We start from the raw sequence: 17,237 nt of genomic DNA, 5'->3' as shown, positions 1-17,237 counted from the left end.
GGTTACCAACGAAACCATTCCGGCCAACCAGGAAGAATCCAGTATGCTCAAGACAACCACCTCCGTCATCGAAGGCAAGGCCGTGAGGGAGTATCTCGGCGTGGTGGTGGGCGAGGCGATTCTCGGCGCCAATGTCTTCAAGGACATCTTCGGCTCCATCCGCGATATCGTCGGCGGCCGCTCCGGTTCCTATGAAAAGGAAATGGGCCGGGCGCGGAAAATCGCCTTCGAGGATATGGAACAGGAAGCGATCAAGCTCGGCGCCAACGGCATTATCGGCATCGATATCGACTACGAGGTGGTCGGCGCCCAGGGCGCGATGATGATGGTAAGTGTCAGCGGCACTGCGGTGAAACTGTGACTGTCCGGAGGATCGGCCGCCTCAGCAATCCTGGTATAAGCTTGTACCAGTGCCTGCACCGACAGGGGCAGGGAATGGAATCTCAACGCCAACTGTACCGGAGGAAGCCATGGAGTGCCCCTTCTGTGATGACGCCAGACTGCTCAAGGCCGACCGCAACGGCATTGCAATCGACTACTGCCCGCAGTGCCGCGGCATCTGGCTCGACCGCGGCGAGCTGGACAAGATTGTCGAGCGCTCCCGGCAGGAAACGCCGACAAATGAAACCACAACCACCTCGCGGGAACAGACCGAAGAAACCAAAAAGAGAAAGAGAAACCTGATTACCGAGCTTTTTGATTTCTAATCGAAACGGGAAAAATCTGCGGGGCGTTTTTCCATGAAGGCGGTGGCCGCCTCCTTGAACTCTTCCGATCCCAGGCGCTGCTGGAAATGCTCCGCCTCTTCGCGGATCACCTGCAGACCGCTGTCGCGGGTGCCGCGACGCAGCAGCTCCTTGCTCAGGCGAACCGCCTCCGGCGCCTTGGCCGCCAGTTCCGCCGCGGTTGCGCGGGCGCTGGCCAGGGCCTCATGGGCGGGTACGGCGGCGTTGCAGAGACCCAGGGACACCGCTTCCTGCGCGTCGAACTTCCTGCTCAACAGCAACAGTTCCGAGGCCTTCGCGTGGCCGGCGATGCGCGGCAGCAAATAGCTGGACGCATACTCCGGGCAGAGCCCCAGATCCACGAACGGCATCTGGAAGATGGCGTCCTCGCCGGCGTAGGACATGTCGCAGTGCAGCAGCATGGTGGTGCCGATACCGATGGCCGGGCCGTTGATCGCGGCCACTACCGGTTTCGGGAAATCGTACAGCGCCCGCATGAACCGGAACACCGGCGACTCCTCGCCGGACGCGGAGCCACCGAGGAAATCCGTCAGGTCGTTGCCGCTCGTAAAGCTTCCCCCGGCGCCGGAGATGACCACCGTGCGCACGGCGGAGTCGGCGGCCGCGGCATCGAGCAATTCCGCCATGGCGGTGTACATAGCCATGGTGAGCGCGTTCTTGCGATCGGGGCGATTGATGGTGATTTCCAGTATCCGGTCCGAGAGACTGGACTGGATTTCGGGACATGAACTGTTCATCTGGGGCTCCGTTCTCTGGCCCTCTCCCCCAGCCCCTCTCCCAGAGGGAGAGGGGAGCAGGAAAGTGCATACCGATGGGTATGCAATATGATATCCACCTCAGTGCCGCGAGCGAGTTCCGAATCAACCAGTCTTGCTGACCGAATCTCTTCTCAGCGGCTGGCACATGCAGTGTACGCCACCGCCGCCGGGGGTGATCATGGAGATATCCGGGTCGATCACCTCCAGGCCCCGGGCGCGGCACTTTTCCGCCAGGTCCCGGTTCGCCTTCGGCAGCATCACGCTCTCGTTGCCCAGCGCCACTACATTGACGCCCAGTTCCAGCACCTGCGGGAAGGGAATATCGATGATTTCGATATTGCGGTCCCTGAACCACTGCACCAGCTCCGGCTCCACGGCGTCGACGCAGACGGCCGCAAGCTTTTCCGCCAGCATCGCCACCAGCACATCGATATGCAGGAAAAAGGGATCGAATGGGTAGCCTTTGACTTCCCAGCCCTCTTTCTCGATCCAGCCCTTCATCTGCCTGAAGCCGGCCTCGCTGGTACGCTCACCGGAATAGCCGCAGAGGATCACACCGGGTTCCAGCACCATGAAGTCGCCGCCCTCCAGGGAACCGGCGGTGACGATATCGTAGATGGGGATATCCAGTTCCGTATATTTCTTCACGATCGGCGCCCACTCGCCGCGGCGCCAGGGACTGTACATCTGCGTCACGATGGGCCCCCAGGGGGTCATCACCGAGGAGTCACGGCCGTAGATCTGGTACGGCAGGCTGCTGTCTGCGGGAATCAGGTGCGTGTTCACGCCCGCGTGTCGATAGGCGTCGAGCATCTCGGCGTGCTGGGCGGCGGCCGCCCGATAGTCGAACTGCATTCCCAGGCGCTCGGCGCGGCGGGCACTGGCATTGCCGGTGCGCCAACTGAAGTTGTCCACGGGCCCGATCAGCACATCGCGCAGCGGGCCGTATTCGGAGTCCATGCCCCAGTCTCGCAGGGGCTCGGTGCCGCCTTCGTCTTGGCGGCGTTTGAGGGTGAATTCGGTCATTGTTTATCGTTCCGGAAGGTTGATTGCGTAGCTCCCCTCTCCCCTTGGGAGAGGGGACGGGGGAGAGGGCGCCGTTCGAGGCCCCCTCTCCCCTAACCCCTCTCCCGGTGGGAGAGGGGGACAGATCAGGAAACCACGCCGGCCCTTTCCAGCATCGCGTGCAACAACACGTTGCAGCCGGCTTCCAGGTGATCCGGCTCGGCGGATTCCTTCTCGTTGTGGGACAGTCCGCCGGCGCAGGGGACGAAGATCATCGACACCGGCGCGACACGGGACACATAGACGGAATCGTGGCCGGCACCGGAAACCATCTGGCGGTGGCTGTAGCCCAGCGCCTTGACGGCGCCGTCGACCGCCTCGATACAACCCCGGTCGAACTGGACCGGCGGCGAGTGCCACTCCTCGCGCACATCGATGGTCGTGCCGGTGGCCTCCTGGACCTGCTCGGCCAGTCGGTAGAGGGTGCGGTGCAGGTGCTCCAGGCCCTCCGGTTCCGGGTGGCGCAAGTCCAGCGCCAGCACCACCTTCTCCGGCACCGTGTTGCGGCTGCCCGGTTCGGCGCGCAGGTCGCCGCAGGTCATGCGGGCGTCGTCCGAGTAAGCCTTCACTTCGCTGTAGAGCCGCTCGCACAGGTGGGACAGCGCCTGCACCGGATCGCGCCTATCCGCCATGGGTGTGGGGCCCGCGTGACAGGGGGTGCCGTGGAAGGTCACGTCGTACCAGCGGATGCCCTGCACACCGGTGACCACGCCCACCACCTCATCCTGCATTTCCAGGATGGGGCCCTGTTCGATATGGGTCTCGAAGGCGGCGGTGATCGGATGCGGTTCCGCCGGCGCCTCGCCCAGGTAACCGATGCGCTCCAGCTCCGCGCCGAGGGTCTTGCCCGCCTTGTCGGCGCGGTTGTGGCCGTATTCGAGACTGAATTCCCCCGCCCAGACACCGGAGCCGATCATCGCCGGGGAGAAACGGGCGCCCTCCTCGTTGGTCCAGACCACCAGTTCCAGCGGCGCCTCTGTCTGTATGCCGTTGTCCTCCAGGGTGCGCAGCACCTCCAGGCCCGCGAGCACGCCGTAGACGCCGTCGAACTTGCCCCCGGTGGGCTGGGTGTCCAGGTGCGAGCCGGTTACCACCGGCGGCAGTTCCGCGTCGGCACCCTGGCGGCGGACAAAGATATTGCCCATCCGGTCCACACGGATCTCGCAGCCGATCTCGCGGCACCAGCCGACAAACAGATCGCGCCCCTCGCGGTCCTCGTCGGTCAGGGCCTGGCGGTTGCAGCCGCCGGCGGGGGTGGCGCCGATCCGGGCCATTTCCATCAGGCTGTCCCAGAGACGCCGGCCATCGATTCGCAGAGCGTGCGCTGTGTTTTCCATTGGGGAGACTCCAGACCTTATAATGGGCCCAATACTACCGATTTTTGTGCAATTTTAGTTTTGATCCGCGCCGTTCAAAGAGAGCATTATTTCGCGATTGATTAAAACGCAACCAGGTGTAATTTCCCTATGACCGTTACCTACAGTTCCTACCTGAAAGTAGACGAACTGCTGCAGTGCCAGCAGCCCCTGTCCGAGGGGCCCGAGCACGACGAGATGCTGTTCATCGTCATCCACCAGAGCTATGAGCTCTGGTTCAAGCAGCTGCTGCACGAGCTGGATTTCCTGGTGCGCCTGTTCGACGGCGGCGAGCGCAACCGCGCCCAGCACACGCTGAAGCGGGTGGACGCCATCTACCGCACCCTGATCCAGCAGGTGGATATCCTGGAGACGCTGACGCCGCTGGAGTTCAACTCCTTCCGCGACCGCCTGTCCACCGCCAGCGGCTTCCAGTCGTTCCAGTTCCGAGAGCTGGAATTCCTGTTCGGCGCCAAGGATGCCAAGAAGCTGGAGAACTACGAGCCGGGCTCCGACCACTACCGGCGCCTGCAGAAACGGCTGGAGGCGCCGACGCTGTGGGATGCCTTCCTGAACTTCCTCGTCAAGGAGGGACACAGGGTTCCGGCCGATGAATTGGAACGGGATTTCAGTCAGGTGGCGCCGCCGTCGCCCGCGGTACAGAAAATCCTGATCGACATCTACCGCAACGACCCGCTGGTCAGCGAGATCTGCGAGGCGCTGGTGGATATCGATACCTCGCTGCAGCAGTGGCGCTACCGCCACGTAAAGATGGTGGAGCGCACCATCGGCAGCAAGATGGGCACCGGCGGCTCCAGCGGCGTGGGCTACCTGCAGGGCACGCTGTTCCGGCCGGTGTTTCCGGACCTGTGGGCGATCCGTTCGGAATTCTGATGCCGTACCGGGAGGGGTAGGTGCGCCGCGCGCACCGTCGGGTCAACACCCGCTTGCTGGCGGATGACCACTATGCCCCAAACAGAGCTTTCGCCTGCAAGCAGGCTCCTGAGCAGGCGGGCGGTGCGCACGGCGCACCCTACGCGGGCGGGGCCTTGTTTCGGGCATAAAAAAAGCCGGCGTGAAGCCGGCTTTTTTTATCGGTGATTCCGAACTCGATCAGCTATCGTAGGGCACCAGGGAAACCTGGATACCCGGATTCACTTCCTTGGCGGCGTCGGTAATCTGCACGTAGGTGTCGGCACTGGACTTGTTGTCCGCTCGCACGATGACGATGGCCTGGGGGTTCTCGGCGTACAGCTGGGCGATACGGGCGCGCACGGCGCGGGTATCGACACGGCTGGCGCCCAGGTAAATCTCGTCGTTGGCATCAACGGTCAGCAGAATATTCTGCTTGTCGTCATTCGGCGGAGTGTCCTGCGTCTCATCCGGATCCGGTACGTTCACATCCAACGCCTTTTCCTTGACAAAGGACGCCGTCACGATAAAGAAGATCAGCATGATGAACACAACGTCCAGCATGGGCGTCAGGTCGATATCGGCTTTTTCCTCTTCTACGGCCTTACCGCGTCGTCTACTCATAAAACACCGTACAATTAACTAATGCGAATGGCGCCGGATTGACCGGTCTAATCAGGTGGGCAAGATTGCCGCGAAATGACCAGCTTTGCAAGTGAAACCTGTATGGTCACAAAAACCCTCTTAAAAATCAAAGAGTTACAGACCCGCCGGAGCCAGTCAGATCAAAATTTAGCCAGATTCTGGCGCTATCGGGCGGCCAGGTAGCCCAGGTAATCCGGGACTTCCCGGTCAAAACTGACCTCCATCAGCGCCGACTGCACCATCATATCCGCGCTGCTGGCGTTGCAGGCCACGGGGATATTCCACACCGCGGCGATGCGCAGCAGGGCCTTTACATCCGGGTCGTGGGGCATGGGCTCGAACGGATCCCAGAAAAAGATCAGCAGGTCTATCTCGCCCTGGCTGATCTTGGCCCCCAACTGCTGGTCGCCGCCCATGGGGCCACTGAACAGCTTCTCCACCTCCAGCCCGGTCGCCTCTTCCACGCGGGTGCCGGTGGTGCCGGTGGCAAACAGCCGGTGGCGCTGCAGCAGCTCCCGATGGCGACTGCACCATTCTATCAGCGCCGCCTTGCGGTTGTCGTGGGCCACCAGCGCCACCCGTTTGGTGGCCGGTAGGGATTGGGCAATAAACTCCATCTCGTCCTCTTTATTGTTTCTCATTGCTCGGGTTCCAGGAGCCGGAACCCGAGTCCGCTATTTCCGGACGGCGCCGTATCCGGCCCAGCCGCACGAACGCCCATTCTACCCGCCGCGCCCCTGTTATGCCGCCCCGAAATGCCGAGAGTCCTGCCCTGCAGGCGAATAGCTGCGATTTCCGTCTTGTCCCACAGGCCGGGACGCCTCTGCGGGATGGGTAAATTGGAGGCTGCGCTTTGCCCATCCGACTGCCCGAAGCGCGCAGTGCACACCGTTGCGTTGCCCGGCAACTGTGCCAATGACTGCCGGTGCGCACGGCGCACCCTGCATTCCCGTAGCCTCTGTAGGAGCCTGCCCTCGGGGTCGCGCCATTCGATGGGGAAACGAAAGTGCCATGGGCTCGGCAGGGGCCCGGTCCGACCTCTATAATGCGCGGCGATCATCAACCAATAGGAAGTCATAAAATGAGTGTCGGAGCCTGGGAACCAGATCAAACCGCCGCGCAGGACAAAACGCAGAAGCCCATCGAGCGGGAACTGCTGCGGCGCTATATCGCCGCGGCGCGGGCAGACAAGCCCCTGGGCGAAAGCCTGGAAACCGCGGACATGCAGGCCTCGCACCTGATCCGGCTGCCGACACAGCGCTGGCTCGAGGAGAGCGAAGCCTGGGACAGCGAGCAACTGTGGCAACTGATCCGCTTTTTTACCCTCGCGGAGAAACAACTGCCGGGCTGGGATGCCGGCGCCGAGTCCGCGGTCATTCCACTGGCCAAAGCACTGCGCCGGCGCAAAACGCCATTGGATAAAGAGCAGCTGTTGTGGATCAAGCAACACTCGGACAACCGCTACCTGCCCTACGGCCCGCTTTGAATTGGCGGTTCGTGGATAGTGCCTGGTGGTCAGTGGTCGGTCCCGGCAGCACATTGACCACTCACCACGTCACTCCTCCAGCCTTACCAACTGCCCGCGAATAAATTCCCCACTGCCCGGCAACCGATAATTTTCCGGCAGGTACCGCCAGACGACATGGGCCTCGCCGTCGAGCAACCAGCACCCCGGGCGGCAGGCGGCCGACGGCCCGCCACCACCCGCCAGCCGGCTCAGCAATCGCAGCCAGGGAGGCGCACCGGCCGCGGCGACAAACTGCCGATTGCGCTCATCCGCCGGACATAACTGCACGATTTCCGCAGCGGACCCGCCTCGCCACAGGCGCCGCCAATTATCGGCGGGTTCGGTGCTGAGCAACACCGGTCGAACGCGACGGCTGTGCAACGCCCTCTCGATCGAAGCTAACTGGACCAACTGAGCGCGGCTGTCGGCACAGAAGCTGCCGCGCAGGAAAACCAGCAACACCCCCTCCGCGCCCTGTCGCCGGCAAAACTCCGCCGCATCCCAGTTTTCACCGCCCGCCGTGCCCAGTGCGGGAAAAACACTGTCGGACCGCGGCATCGCCGGCTGTCTCAATGAACTCAGGTGAAACAGGTAAACCAATACCGCAAACAGGTTGGCAATCGCCAGGTAGACCGGCTGCCCCCTGTCGGTGTCGGTGAGCAACGTGACTGCCACCCCTGCCAGAACTGTCGCAAAGGCCGGTGTCTCGCGCAGATCGCCAGAGTATCTCTGCGGATTCCGGAACCGAAACAGTATCCACAGCGGCAGCGCCCAGGCATTTATCAGCAATCCGAACCAGGCAATTTTGCCGGTGACAAACCACTGGAAAATCGCCCAGAAACCGCAGCTCCAGAGCCAGAAAAAAGAAAACAGGGTAAAAAAGCCCTTAAATTTATTCATTGCGAGGTAAAAATGCCCAAAAACACTTGTTTTCAGTATATAAATAAGCTGCAATTAGCGCGATGTTTTTCACACATCCAAAAAATTCTTAGTTACAGGGATATTTTATGGCTGCTAAAAAAACTAGCACTGACTCAGCCGCCTCCGTGAAGAAACTGGAAGCGGAGCTGAGCTCTCTCAAAAGCAAACTGGAAAAGGCCCGCGAGAAGCAGGAAAAAGACGCGGCCAGGAACGCCGAAAAGCTGGCCAAGGACGCCACCAGGGCCGCCGAAAAAGCCAAGAAGGCCGCTGCCAAGGTAAAAACCACTCGCGCCAAGAAGAAGACCGCGGCCCAGCAGAAGCAGCTGAAAGCGGCCCAGACCGCCGCTGCAGCGGCGAAAAAAGTGGCCGACAACGCCAAGGCGGCCGCCCGGGAAGCCAAGGCCGAGCTGGCCACCATCAAGGAAGACAACCGGATGGCGACCAAGGTTGCCAAGGCTGTAGCCAAGGAAGAGACCGCCGTATCCAGGAAGCTGGCCGCCCAGGCCAGGAAAAAAGCCGCTGCGGAAGCCAAGAAAGAGGCTGCCAAAGCCAGGAAGAGAGCTGCTGCCGAGAAGAAAAAGGCCGCTGCCGCCGCCCGCAAGAAAGCGGCTGCAGAGAAGAGGAAGGCCGCCGCAGCGAAGAAGAAAGCCGCAGCCAAGGCCAAGAAGACCACTGCCAAAAAGGGTCCCGGCCGCCCGAAGAAGGCTGCAACCGGAAAAACGGCAGCCAAGACCAAGAAGAGCCCGGGTCGCCCCAAGAAGGCCGCTGCGAAGAAGAAAGCTCCCGGCCGGCCCAAGAAGGCTGCAACCGCGAAGAGAGGCCCAGGCCGCCCGCGGAAAGCCAAGTAAGCAAAAAACCCGGCTCCGGCCGGGTTTTTTGTGGCTGGTGGTCTGTGGTCGGATCAATCCAATGCCCACCAGATGCCACTCATCACCACCCACTCACGAGAGCCGGAGCCCCTCTATTCGGTGATCTCGCCCCAGCTCGAACACACAATCGGCCCGCGCCGGCATTTCCCGCAGCAGATTGCGGGTCACCCGCTCGTAGTGCTGCACGAAGCGCTCTATCTCCGCGTCTTCCATGCCGCCATCACCGCGCGCGCGCAATTTACGCTCCTGCAACCGTCGCCACTCCAATACACACGCCATGTCCGGCACTTTCAGCATCAATAGCATATCGAGCTGCGCAAATAACTCCCGGTAGGGACCGCGCAAGCGGCCGTTGACGTAATTGCGCCAGGTACCGTGCGGGTCCTCCCGCCGCTCGAGGGCGTTGACCGGCTGCTCCGCGTTTTGCCACGGCCGCGCACCGACGCACCAGCCCTCGAACAGCAGAATATCCACCGGCGCGTGCCGGCGGGGCCACTGCGATTCGGGCGCGCGGTCGTCGGAGGATTTGTCGAACAGGGGAATGGCGACTTCACCCGCGCCTCTGCGCCCGCTGAGCGCGGCGATGGTGTCCAGGCCCAGCGACACGTCGTGGGTGCCGGGCACACCGCGCGTTTGCAGCAGCGGGTGCACCCTGCGCGCCAGCTCGCGCCGCTCGTTTCTGGTGAGGTAGATATCGTCGAGGGAGAAGCCGGCACTGCGCAGATCCAACTGCGACCAGACCCGCTGCAGGAAAGCGGTGAGTGTGGACTTACCCGATCCCTGGCCGCCGCAGAGACCCACCACCAGCGTCCCGCCGCTGCGCCGCTGTTCCGCCAGCCACAGCGCCAATGGCAGGTAGTAGTCGCGGATTACCTGGCGAAAACCGTCGGGGAGCCGGTGTTCGGAGATAAACTCGCCGATCGCGGTATCCAGCTCCCGGTACATCTCCGTCGCCCGCTCGCCAATCGCCCGCGGCCAACTATTGCGCATCGCTCCCCTCCCCTTTTCTGAAACCCGGGCCGCACACTATCCCGCTACCGATCGATATCCGGGTGCTCCTCCCGTGTCTCATTGATCAGGCCGCCGTGACCCAGCGTCTTGATCTCCGCGGGCGACAGGTCGTGGCGCAGGCTCAGGGTTTTGTTCGCAGAGACGATTTTCAGTTCCACCGGTTTTCCCGGCTCCAGCTGCCCCACCGGGTTGTCCAGCTCCAGTTCGGCATCCTGTTCGAGCTGGTCGTAGTCCCCCGGGTTGTCGAACAGCAGCGGCAGTATGCCGAAATTGATCAGGTTGCGGCGGTGGATGCGGGCCATGCTTTTGGCAATCACGCAGCGCACCCCCAGATAGCGCGGCGCTATGGCGGCGTGCTCGCGGCTGGAGCCCTGGCCGTAATTCTCGCCGCCCACCACGAAACAGTCGCCATTCAGTTGCATGGCCCGGTCGTAGAACTGCTCGTCGAGGCGGCAAAAGGCGTAGCGACTGATTTCGGGGATGTTGGAGCGCAGCGGCAATATATCGGAGCCGGCGGGCAGGATTTCATCGGTGGAGACGTTGTCGCCGGTCTTCAGCAGTATCGGCCCGGTGAGTGTCCGCGGCAGCCCCTCGAAATCCGGCAGGGGCTCGATATTCGGCCCCTTCACCAGTTCCACCTCGGTTGGAATCTCCTGCGGCGCCAGCAGCAGCGGGCGCATATCCGACAATTCATCCGGCTCGCTGAAGTCCGGGTAATCCATGTCCATGTCGCGGGGGTCGGTAATCTCCCCTTTCAGCGCGCTGATGGTCGCGGTCTCGGGGCTGCACAGGTAAACCTGGTCCTCCCTGGTGCCGGAGCGACCGGGGAAATTGCGCGGCACGGTGCGCAGGCTGATGCGACCGCTGGCCGGCGCCTGGCCCATGCCGATACAGCCGTTGCAGCCGGTCTGGTGCAGGCGCGCACCGGCCTCCAGCAGTTTGCCCAGGTCGCCACTGCGGCTGATTTCCTCGAGCAGCTGGCGCGATGTGGGGTTGATATCGAAGGACACGGCGTCGTCCACCAGCCGCCCCTCCACCATGCGCGCGGGGATCACGAAATCCCGCAGCCCGGGGTTGGCGGAAGAGCCGATATAGCTCTGGTAGATGGGCTGGCCCGCCACCTCGCGCACCGGCACCACCTTGTCGGGGCTCGACGGACAGGCGATCAGCGGCTCCAGTTTCGACAGGTCGATTGTTTCTTGCTCGTCGTAGCTGGCGCCCCCGTCGGCCTGTAACTCGACAAAATCCGACTCGCGCTGCTGCTGGCGCAGGAAGGCTTTTACCGCACTGTCGGCGGGGAAAACGCTGGCGGTGGCGCCCAGTTCCTGGCCCATGTTGGCAATCACATGGCGATCCATCGCGGTGAGTTTGTCGAGGCCGGGGCCGTAGTACTCGATCACCTTGTTGACGCCGCCCTTGACCGTGTGGCGGCGCAGCATCTCCAGAATGATGTCCTTGGCACTGACCCAGGACGGCAACTCGCCCTCGAGTTTCACCCCCATGACTTTGGGCATGGTCAGCGCAAAGGGCGTGCCCGCCATCGCCAGCGCCACCTGCAGGCCGCCGGCACCGATCGCCAGCATGCCCATGGATCCGGCCGCGCAGGTGTGGCTGTCGGACCCCAACAGCGTTTTGCCGGGAATACCGAAACAGGACATATGCACCGGGTGGCTGACGCCGTTGCCGGGACGCGAATACCAGACACCGAACTTGCGACAGGCGCTGCGCAGGAACAGGTGGTCGTCGGCGTTCTTGAAATCCGTCTGCAGCAGGTTGTGGTCCACATACTGGGCGGAAACTTCCGTCTTGACTCGCGGCAGGCCCAGGGATTCGAACTCCAGCATCACCATGGTGCCGGTGGCATCCTGGGCCAGGGTCTGGTCGATTTTCAGTTCGATGGGGCTGCCCGGCTCCAGGGAGCCGCTGTGCAGGTGGGATTCGATCAACTTCTGGGCGAGGTTCCTGGCCATATCGTCATGCCTCCTGGTTCTGCGTTTTTGATCTCAAGTTTCGGGGGCCTTGTGAGAGCCGGTGCGGGGTGCCATCGGCGGGCACCTCCAAGTCCGAAACTGGAGTCTTGATGCTCCATCAGTGCGAAAATTCCACGACCGGATTGTCGAAGTTGCGTCCATTGTAGTCCGGCGCGCACTGGATAAACTCGTCGGCGGAAATTCCCTTGCGCAGCAGGAAGAACTCCACCCGGCGGCTGCGCCGCTGCGCCAGCTGCTCCAGCTCCTCGTGCAGTTCGATGGACGGGTAGCGGTAGAAGGTTTCCCGCGCCTTGCGGCTGCCGCGCATGCCCGGCGTGGTCTCCGGATGCAGCGCGCGCCAATCCAGGGCGGTGGCAGTACCGCAGATTCCCGGGCGCGCGTCCGGTTTCTCCCGCAGTACCTGCGCGACTTCCCGCAGCTGCTGCCTGCCCTCCTCACTCAGCTCGACACTGCCCGGGGAAAACTCGATCGGGTCAAAATCCACCGCCTTGAAGCGGGCCCAGGCAAACTCGGCCAGGGTGTAGAAGCCGATCGGTGTAAAGTAGGCAAACAGTGCTTCCATGATCGCCTGTTGCAGCAGGTGGCTGAAAATATAATGGAAGGAAAATTTCGGATCGTGCAGATCGCCCGAGACCGGCATATCGAACCTGACATTTCCCTCGCCATCTTTCAACAGCGCCAGCGCAATTCCCAGCGGAATAAAAGTGCTTTTCACCGGCAGTTGATCACTTTCGCGGACACGCCGCACGCGAATCCGGTTCAACTTCATATCCGCGTGCGCCTTCACCCGGTTGGCGCGGATGCCAATATCCAGCACCGCGTCCAGCTGCCCCTGCAATATCTTGTAACCGAGCAGATTGGCCATATAGGGTGTGGCCGGTATCAGGTTGGCATTTTCTATATAGCCAGTGAGCTCCGCATTCCATTTTTTGCTCTCCAGATAGTCGATATTGCCGGCCAACTGCAGTTCGCCGAAACCGCCGGGCCGCGCGTTGACCAGTATCGTGGCCGGATCGTGGTGTGGGTGGTTGCTGACGTTTTCCAGCCGCAGGTTGATATGCCGTACCGGCAGGCGCCCGCGATAGTGCCCCTGCCGGTCCACCCAGGTAAAGGTGCCGTGCTCCAGCGCCAGATCGGCGACGCGGTAGCGAAACGACCGCGTATCTTCCGGCACCGGCGTCCGCGGCCGCTCCTCACTGCCGGTCAGCCGCTCGAAGTGCGCGCCCGCGGGGAAATTGCCCTCGCCGTCGCGCATCAGGATGCCCTTCGGGTGCAGCATTTTGATACTGGCGATATCCAGTTGCCGCGCCGCGCTGGCGTAATCCAGCCCATCGATACGCAATTGCCGGAGTTCGCCGGTCCAGGCGTGGCGGTCGTATTCCGGCGCAGTTTCGCGGCGGCCGAACAGACTGAAGGTATCCGCCTCCAGCCAGTCGAAACGGATTCCCCCCGGCCCCCGGTGCAGGTTCCCCACTACCATCTTTTCGCCCCGCACCAGCCGCCGCCCCTTGCCGCCGATTATCTGGATCTTCTGCAGCACTGTCTCACGCATATCCAGGCTCTGCCCCTCCGCCCGGTAGAGACCGCCACCGGACAGTTTTCCGATCGACACACAGTGATCCAGCCGCCGGACGTAACCTTCGGGCAGGCACCCTGAAATACCGTCGATCTCCAGTTGCTCCGCATCGACGATCCCGCCCCCGAACTGCAGGACTCCCGTCCGCAGGGATTCCAGTTGCAACAATTGCGCCGGTAGCGATGCCGGGAAGTCCGGCTGGATCATCTGCACTCCCTCGACGGCGAAACGGTGTAGCCGGGTGACGCGGCCGGACGGGGTATCGACGCGCTCGATACCGCCCACCCGCACGGCGCCCAACTGGTAGCAGGGCGACAGCCCCGTGTCGCCGAACCAGGCCGCCGGCAGGCAGCCGCTGAGACCGGACAGGCTGCCCACCGAAACGCCGTCGCCACCGTAGGCGAGCTGGTCCAACCGGATGCGGGAAAACTTCCACGGATCACCGGACGCATTGCCGACGCGCAACCCCACCAGTTCGATGGCGCCATCGCTGGAAAAGGGGGCGGCCAGGGACAGCGTCTGGGTGCCGCGCAGATGCAACTCGCCCAACTGTACACAGCGCGCCGCCGGCCTCCCGGCGACCGCTTCGGCCATCTGTGCCACCGGCCTCTCGAGACAGCCGCGAAAGCCGCGAACGTCCAGGTCGGTGACCCGTACAATCGCGCCGCCGTCCCACTGCACTGCCCGCCAACCGAGACTCTGCAGCCCCAGTTGCGCATAGGCACCGGACTCCTGCCAGAGCGAGATGGGCGCCGACTTCAACTGCGCGAGTTGCAGCCGCGGAACGGCCGGCACCAGGCCGATGCGGCTGACGCCGATAAAGTCCAGATCCTGCGCGCGCACGCAATCGGCCAGGCCCAGCTCCCGCGCATTGCCCGGCAGCAGTGTCCGCAGCCCGCACATGGACACCCGTTGCAAATGCAGGCCATCCACTTCCAGCGCCTGCGGTGTCAGCGCGAGCCGCTGTGCCCGAATCGACCCGATGCGCCACAGCGGCTCCGCCACCGGTGCGGCTTTCATTTCGGTCTCTCCCAGTGCGATACCGCTGCGCCCCGGCTCGCCGGTGCTGCGCAGGTTCTCCGTCGACAGGCATCGCGGCAGGCCGGGGCGCAGCCTGAATGACGCCGGCAGGCAGGCCTCCAGCAGCGCGGTGGAAAAATTGTCGACCCGCAGCCGGGTGCTGCGATCGCCATCGCGCGGCCAGTCGATATCGAGTTGCGGTGCTTTCAATGCCTGTATGTCGGCGACAAACTGCTCCTCCGCGCCGCTCAGCAGGATGCGCTGCGCCACCGTGCCATCCAGTTTCGCGGAGACGCCGCGGCTGTCGATATCCAGTGCAAATGCTTCACCGAAGCCCAGTGCCTGCAGGTCGGCACAGCGGATATCCAGCGCGGTTTTTTCCATCGACGACGGCAGGCAGGCGTAGAAGTCGCCCAGGGAAAAATCCGGCAGTGCCACATGGGTGCTGCGACTGGCGGACAGGTAGCGCAGCCGCGCCCTGGGCGATTGCAGCTCGGACAGTTGCAGCAATACTTCGCCGGCGGGCGTGCGCGCCTCCGCGCGCTGCAGCGTCAGCTCCGCCGCCGCCAGGTCCAGGCCGCCCTGCCAGGCCAGCAGCAGCGGCTCGAGCTGGCGCAGGTTGCGCAGATCGAAGCAACCGGGCATCCGCTGTGGTTTTTTGTAGAAAAGACGCCCCCAGGCACCCGGCAGGCAACCGTCCAGGCGGTTCAGGGACAGGGACTCCAGCTTGAGGTTCGGGCTGTCGACGCTGGGGGTTTCGCCGTCACCGGAAGCGGTGGCGGCGCGGCGCCGCGCCAGTTCCTCCGGCAGCAGGCCCTTTTCCGCACCGATATCCGCGTCTTCGCCCCCGCTTTTGCCGGCACCGGTACCGGCGGTGATCGGCAGTATATCGGCGGGCATATCGCCGCTGTCGATCCAGGGATTGTCGCCGTCGCTGCGCCGGCGGTAAAAACCCTCGCCGGCCGCCAGTTGCTGCAGCAGCAGACCGCGCCCGCTGTCGAGCCGGTCCGAGAGCAGCAGCCGCTGCAACTGCAGCTCGCCAAAAATCAGGTAGCTGTCGTCACCACCGTCCCAGGCGAAGTGACCGTTTCCCTCGAGGCGCCTGAGATCCGCACACAGCGGTCGCCAGCGCTGCGGCAGCAGGGGTGCCGGCACGCAGCCGGACAGGGATTGCAGGCCGAAATCCTGTAACAGCAACGGCCCGCTCGCTCCGATCAGGTCGATGTGCTGCCAGTGCATCTGCTGCAATTCCAGCCGCGAGCGGCTGTCGCCCTCCAGCCGAAACTGCGCCAGTTGCAGCGGCCCGCTGGCAAAACCCCAGCCGCGCTGTGCCGCTGCCGACGGGAAACGCAACTGCACGGTTTCCACACTGTGCAGGCCCGCCAGGCGCGCACAGTAATCCGGCTGCTGCCAGAGCCCGCCGGGCACACAGCCGGTGGCACTCTCCAGGTCCAGGCCGTCGACGGAAAGCAGGCGCTCCCCGCCGCGGTAGGCCAGCTCGCCCAGTGAGACCAGGTGCAGGGTGAGCGGATCGGGATTGTCGCCAGCCAGGTCCAGCAGTTGGGTCTGCTGCAGGCGGCCGGGGCCGACATCGGCGTTGAACCCGTCGCTCCAGTCCAGGCGCACCGGATCCGGCAACTCCAGCGCACCAGCGCGCACGCAGTAATGGTGCCCGCGGTTGCGCCAGGCGGGCGGGCAATAGTCGAAAGCGCTGGCGCCCCCCTTCTGCCAGGTGATGCGGCTCTGCTCGCGCCGGTAATCGAAGTCGTCAATCGTCAGCGCCTGCGCACGCCAGTTCTGCCAGCGGCGGTTGCTGTGACGCAGGGCGATCTCCTGCCCCCTGGCCCGGTGCCAGCGCACCTCGGCCCCGCCCCCGAAACTGAACTGCAGATCCCCCTCCAACTGCAGCCGCCGCGCCGTGGCGCAGTGGCCCACCAGGCGGGCCAGTGCCGGCAGCGCCCCGGCCCAGCGCTCCGGCGGGCAGCTGCCGAACATCTGCAGCGCCAGCGTATCCGCGACAATGCGGTTGTCCGGGCGACGATAGCGCGCATTGGACAACTCCAGTTCCACCAGCGCGGTGTTGATAAAATCCGAGCCCTTCGCCTCCATCAACAGGTTGCGCAGGCCCAGCTTATCTGCGCCAATGGTCAGATTCAGCGGCTCGTCGCCGCTGCGCCGCATGCCGAGCTGGAAGTCCCGCGCGGACAGCTCGCCGAAACGCACACAACCGGGCACCGGCCACGCCGGGCGGTGGCGATAGCAGAGGCGGCTGTCGCGAATGCGCAGCCGCTCGAACAGCAGTTGCAGGTCGCGGTCCCGGCGCGGCCCCTGCCCCAGCACCCAGCCGCCGATTTCCCAGCGGCGGCCGTCTTCGCCGGCACTGGATTCCAGGTCCATATAGGCGCCGTCCAGGGAGGCCCGCTGCAAGTGCCAGCGACCGCGCAGCAACTGCCACCAGCTGTAGTCCAGCAGCAGCTCGCGCGCGCGGAAACCGCGGCCATCGGCATTTTCCACCTGCACACCGCGGGCGACCAGGCTGAGACGGGGAACGGAGACCTGCAGGTAGTCGATCTGCGCGCTGAGGTCGCGCCGCTCCAGCCACTGCTCGATCTTGCCCGCCAGAATCGTCGAGGCGCCGACCGACACCGCTCCCAGCAGCAACAAACCGGCCACCAGCCACCAGAGCAGGCGGCGGACGGAATCGATTGGCGCGGAGGCTTCTGGTGGCATTATGGAATTCGTTGCCGGGAAATGAATTTCGCGATATTGCTGGCCGCAGATACGCCCACTAATTAAAGACCAGCGACACGGATTTTCTGCAAGCTGGCGCTACAATTCGCCCCAATTGCGGGGCGTGCCGC

At 63.7% G+C, this 17,237-nt stretch carries 14 protein-coding genes; 5 read left to right on the top strand and 9 right to left on the bottom strand.

All coding sequences use genetic code 11. The features are described 5' to 3' along the window. Positions 1-43 precede the first annotated feature (43 nt). On the top strand, positions 44-361 hold the full coding sequence (locus tag OQE62_RS07915) for a heavy metal-binding domain-containing protein (RefSeq protein WP_265721476.1): 318 nt from the start codon (positions 44-46) through the stop codon (positions 359-361). Positions 362-470: 109 nt separating this feature from the next. Further along, the gene (locus OQE62_RS07910) at positions 471-707 is read left to right on the top strand and encodes a TFIIB-type zinc ribbon-containing protein (protein ID WP_265721475.1); all 237 of its coding nucleotides are present in this window, start codon (positions 471-473) and stop codon (positions 705-707) included. Here the strand turns inward: OQE62_RS07910 and OQE62_RS07905 are convergent. The 3 genes from OQE62_RS07905 to OQE62_RS07895 form a co-directional block, all read right to left on the bottom strand. Continuing rightward, complete coding sequence (locus OQE62_RS07905) at positions 704-1,483, bottom strand: enoyl-CoA hydratase (protein ID WP_265721474.1); 780 nt, start codon at positions 1,481-1,483, stop codon at positions 704-706. The two genes, OQE62_RS07910 and OQE62_RS07905, sit on opposite strands and share 4 nt — an antisense overlap. A gap of 123 nt (positions 1,484-1,606) precedes the next feature. Further along, the gene (locus OQE62_RS07900; protein WP_265721473.1) at positions 1,607-2,530 is read right to left on the bottom strand and encodes a dimethylarginine dimethylaminohydrolase family protein; all 924 of its coding nucleotides are present in this window, start codon (positions 2,528-2,530) and stop codon (positions 1,607-1,609) included. A gap of 125 nt (positions 2,531-2,655) precedes the next feature. After that, positions 2,656-3,906, bottom strand: a complete 1,251-nt coding sequence (locus tag OQE62_RS07895) for a Zn-dependent hydrolase (protein ID WP_265721472.1) — start codon at positions 3,904-3,906, stop codon at positions 2,656-2,658. A 129-nt stretch (positions 3,907-4,035) separates the two neighbouring features. Between OQE62_RS07895 and OQE62_RS07890 the strand changes: the two genes are divergently transcribed. Beyond that, positions 4,036-4,818, top strand: a complete 783-nt coding sequence (locus OQE62_RS07890) for a tryptophan 2,3-dioxygenase (RefSeq protein WP_265721471.1) — start codon at positions 4,036-4,038, stop codon at positions 4,816-4,818. 219 nt (positions 4,819-5,037) lie between these two features. Here the strand turns inward: OQE62_RS07890 and OQE62_RS07885 are convergent, their stop codons facing one another. Both OQE62_RS07885 and OQE62_RS07880 read right to left on the bottom strand, forming a co-directional pair. Continuing rightward, positions 5,038-5,460: an ExbD/TolR family protein gene (locus OQE62_RS07885; protein ID WP_265721470.1), complete on the bottom strand. Its 423-nt coding sequence runs from the start codon at positions 5,458-5,460 to the stop codon at positions 5,038-5,040. Between the two features lie 185 nt (positions 5,461-5,645). After that, on the bottom strand, positions 5,646-6,098 hold the full coding sequence (locus OQE62_RS07880; protein WP_265721489.1) for a methylglyoxal synthase: 453 nt from the start codon (positions 6,096-6,098) through the stop codon (positions 5,646-5,648). A gap of 464 nt (positions 6,099-6,562) precedes the next feature. Here OQE62_RS07880 and OQE62_RS07875 point away from each other — a divergent pair, with 464 nt between their 5' ends. Further along, positions 6,563-6,967 carry a hypothetical protein gene (locus tag OQE62_RS07875; RefSeq protein ID WP_265721469.1) on the top strand — a complete coding sequence of 135 codons (405 nt, stop codon included), beginning with the start codon at positions 6,563-6,565 and terminating at the stop codon, positions 6,965-6,967. A gap of 69 nt (positions 6,968-7,036) precedes the next feature. Here the strand turns inward: OQE62_RS07875 and OQE62_RS07870 are convergent, their stop codons facing one another. Next, positions 7,037-7,888 (bottom strand): hypothetical protein, encoded by an 852-nt coding sequence (locus OQE62_RS07870; RefSeq protein WP_265721468.1) that lies wholly within the window; start codon positions 7,886-7,888, stop codon positions 7,037-7,039. A 107-nt stretch (positions 7,889-7,995) separates the two neighbouring features. Here OQE62_RS07870 and OQE62_RS07865 point away from each other — a divergent pair, with 107 nt between their 5' ends. Further along, on the top strand, positions 7,996-8,757 hold the full coding sequence (locus OQE62_RS07865) for a hypothetical protein (RefSeq protein WP_265721467.1): 762 nt from the start codon (positions 7,996-7,998) through the stop codon (positions 8,755-8,757). Positions 8,758-8,850: 93 nt separating this feature from the next. Here OQE62_RS07865 and OQE62_RS07860 read toward each other — a convergent pair whose 3' ends face one another. The 3 genes from OQE62_RS07860 to OQE62_RS07850 form a co-directional block, all read right to left on the bottom strand. Continuing rightward, complete coding sequence (locus OQE62_RS07860) at positions 8,851-9,768, bottom strand: phosphoribulokinase (protein ID WP_265721466.1); 918 nt, start codon at positions 9,766-9,768, stop codon at positions 8,851-8,853. A 44-nt stretch (positions 9,769-9,812) separates the two neighbouring features. Beyond that, positions 9,813-11,759: an aconitate hydratase gene (locus OQE62_RS07855; RefSeq protein WP_265721465.1), complete on the bottom strand. Its 1,947-nt coding sequence runs from the start codon at positions 11,757-11,759 to the stop codon at positions 9,813-9,815. 118 nt (positions 11,760-11,877) lie between these two features. Beyond that, positions 11,878-17,106, bottom strand: a complete 5,229-nt coding sequence (locus OQE62_RS07850) for a DUF748 domain-containing protein (protein WP_265721464.1) — start codon at positions 17,104-17,106, stop codon at positions 11,878-11,880. Between the last annotated feature and the right edge of the window lie 131 nt (positions 17,107-17,237).

This window comes from Microbulbifer halophilus (assembly GCF_026183675.1).
Classification (GTDB): Bacteria; Pseudomonadota; Gammaproteobacteria; order Pseudomonadales; family Cellvibrionaceae; genus Microbulbifer; species Microbulbifer halophilus.
This window is presented reverse-complemented; position numbering and strand designations above follow the sequence as displayed.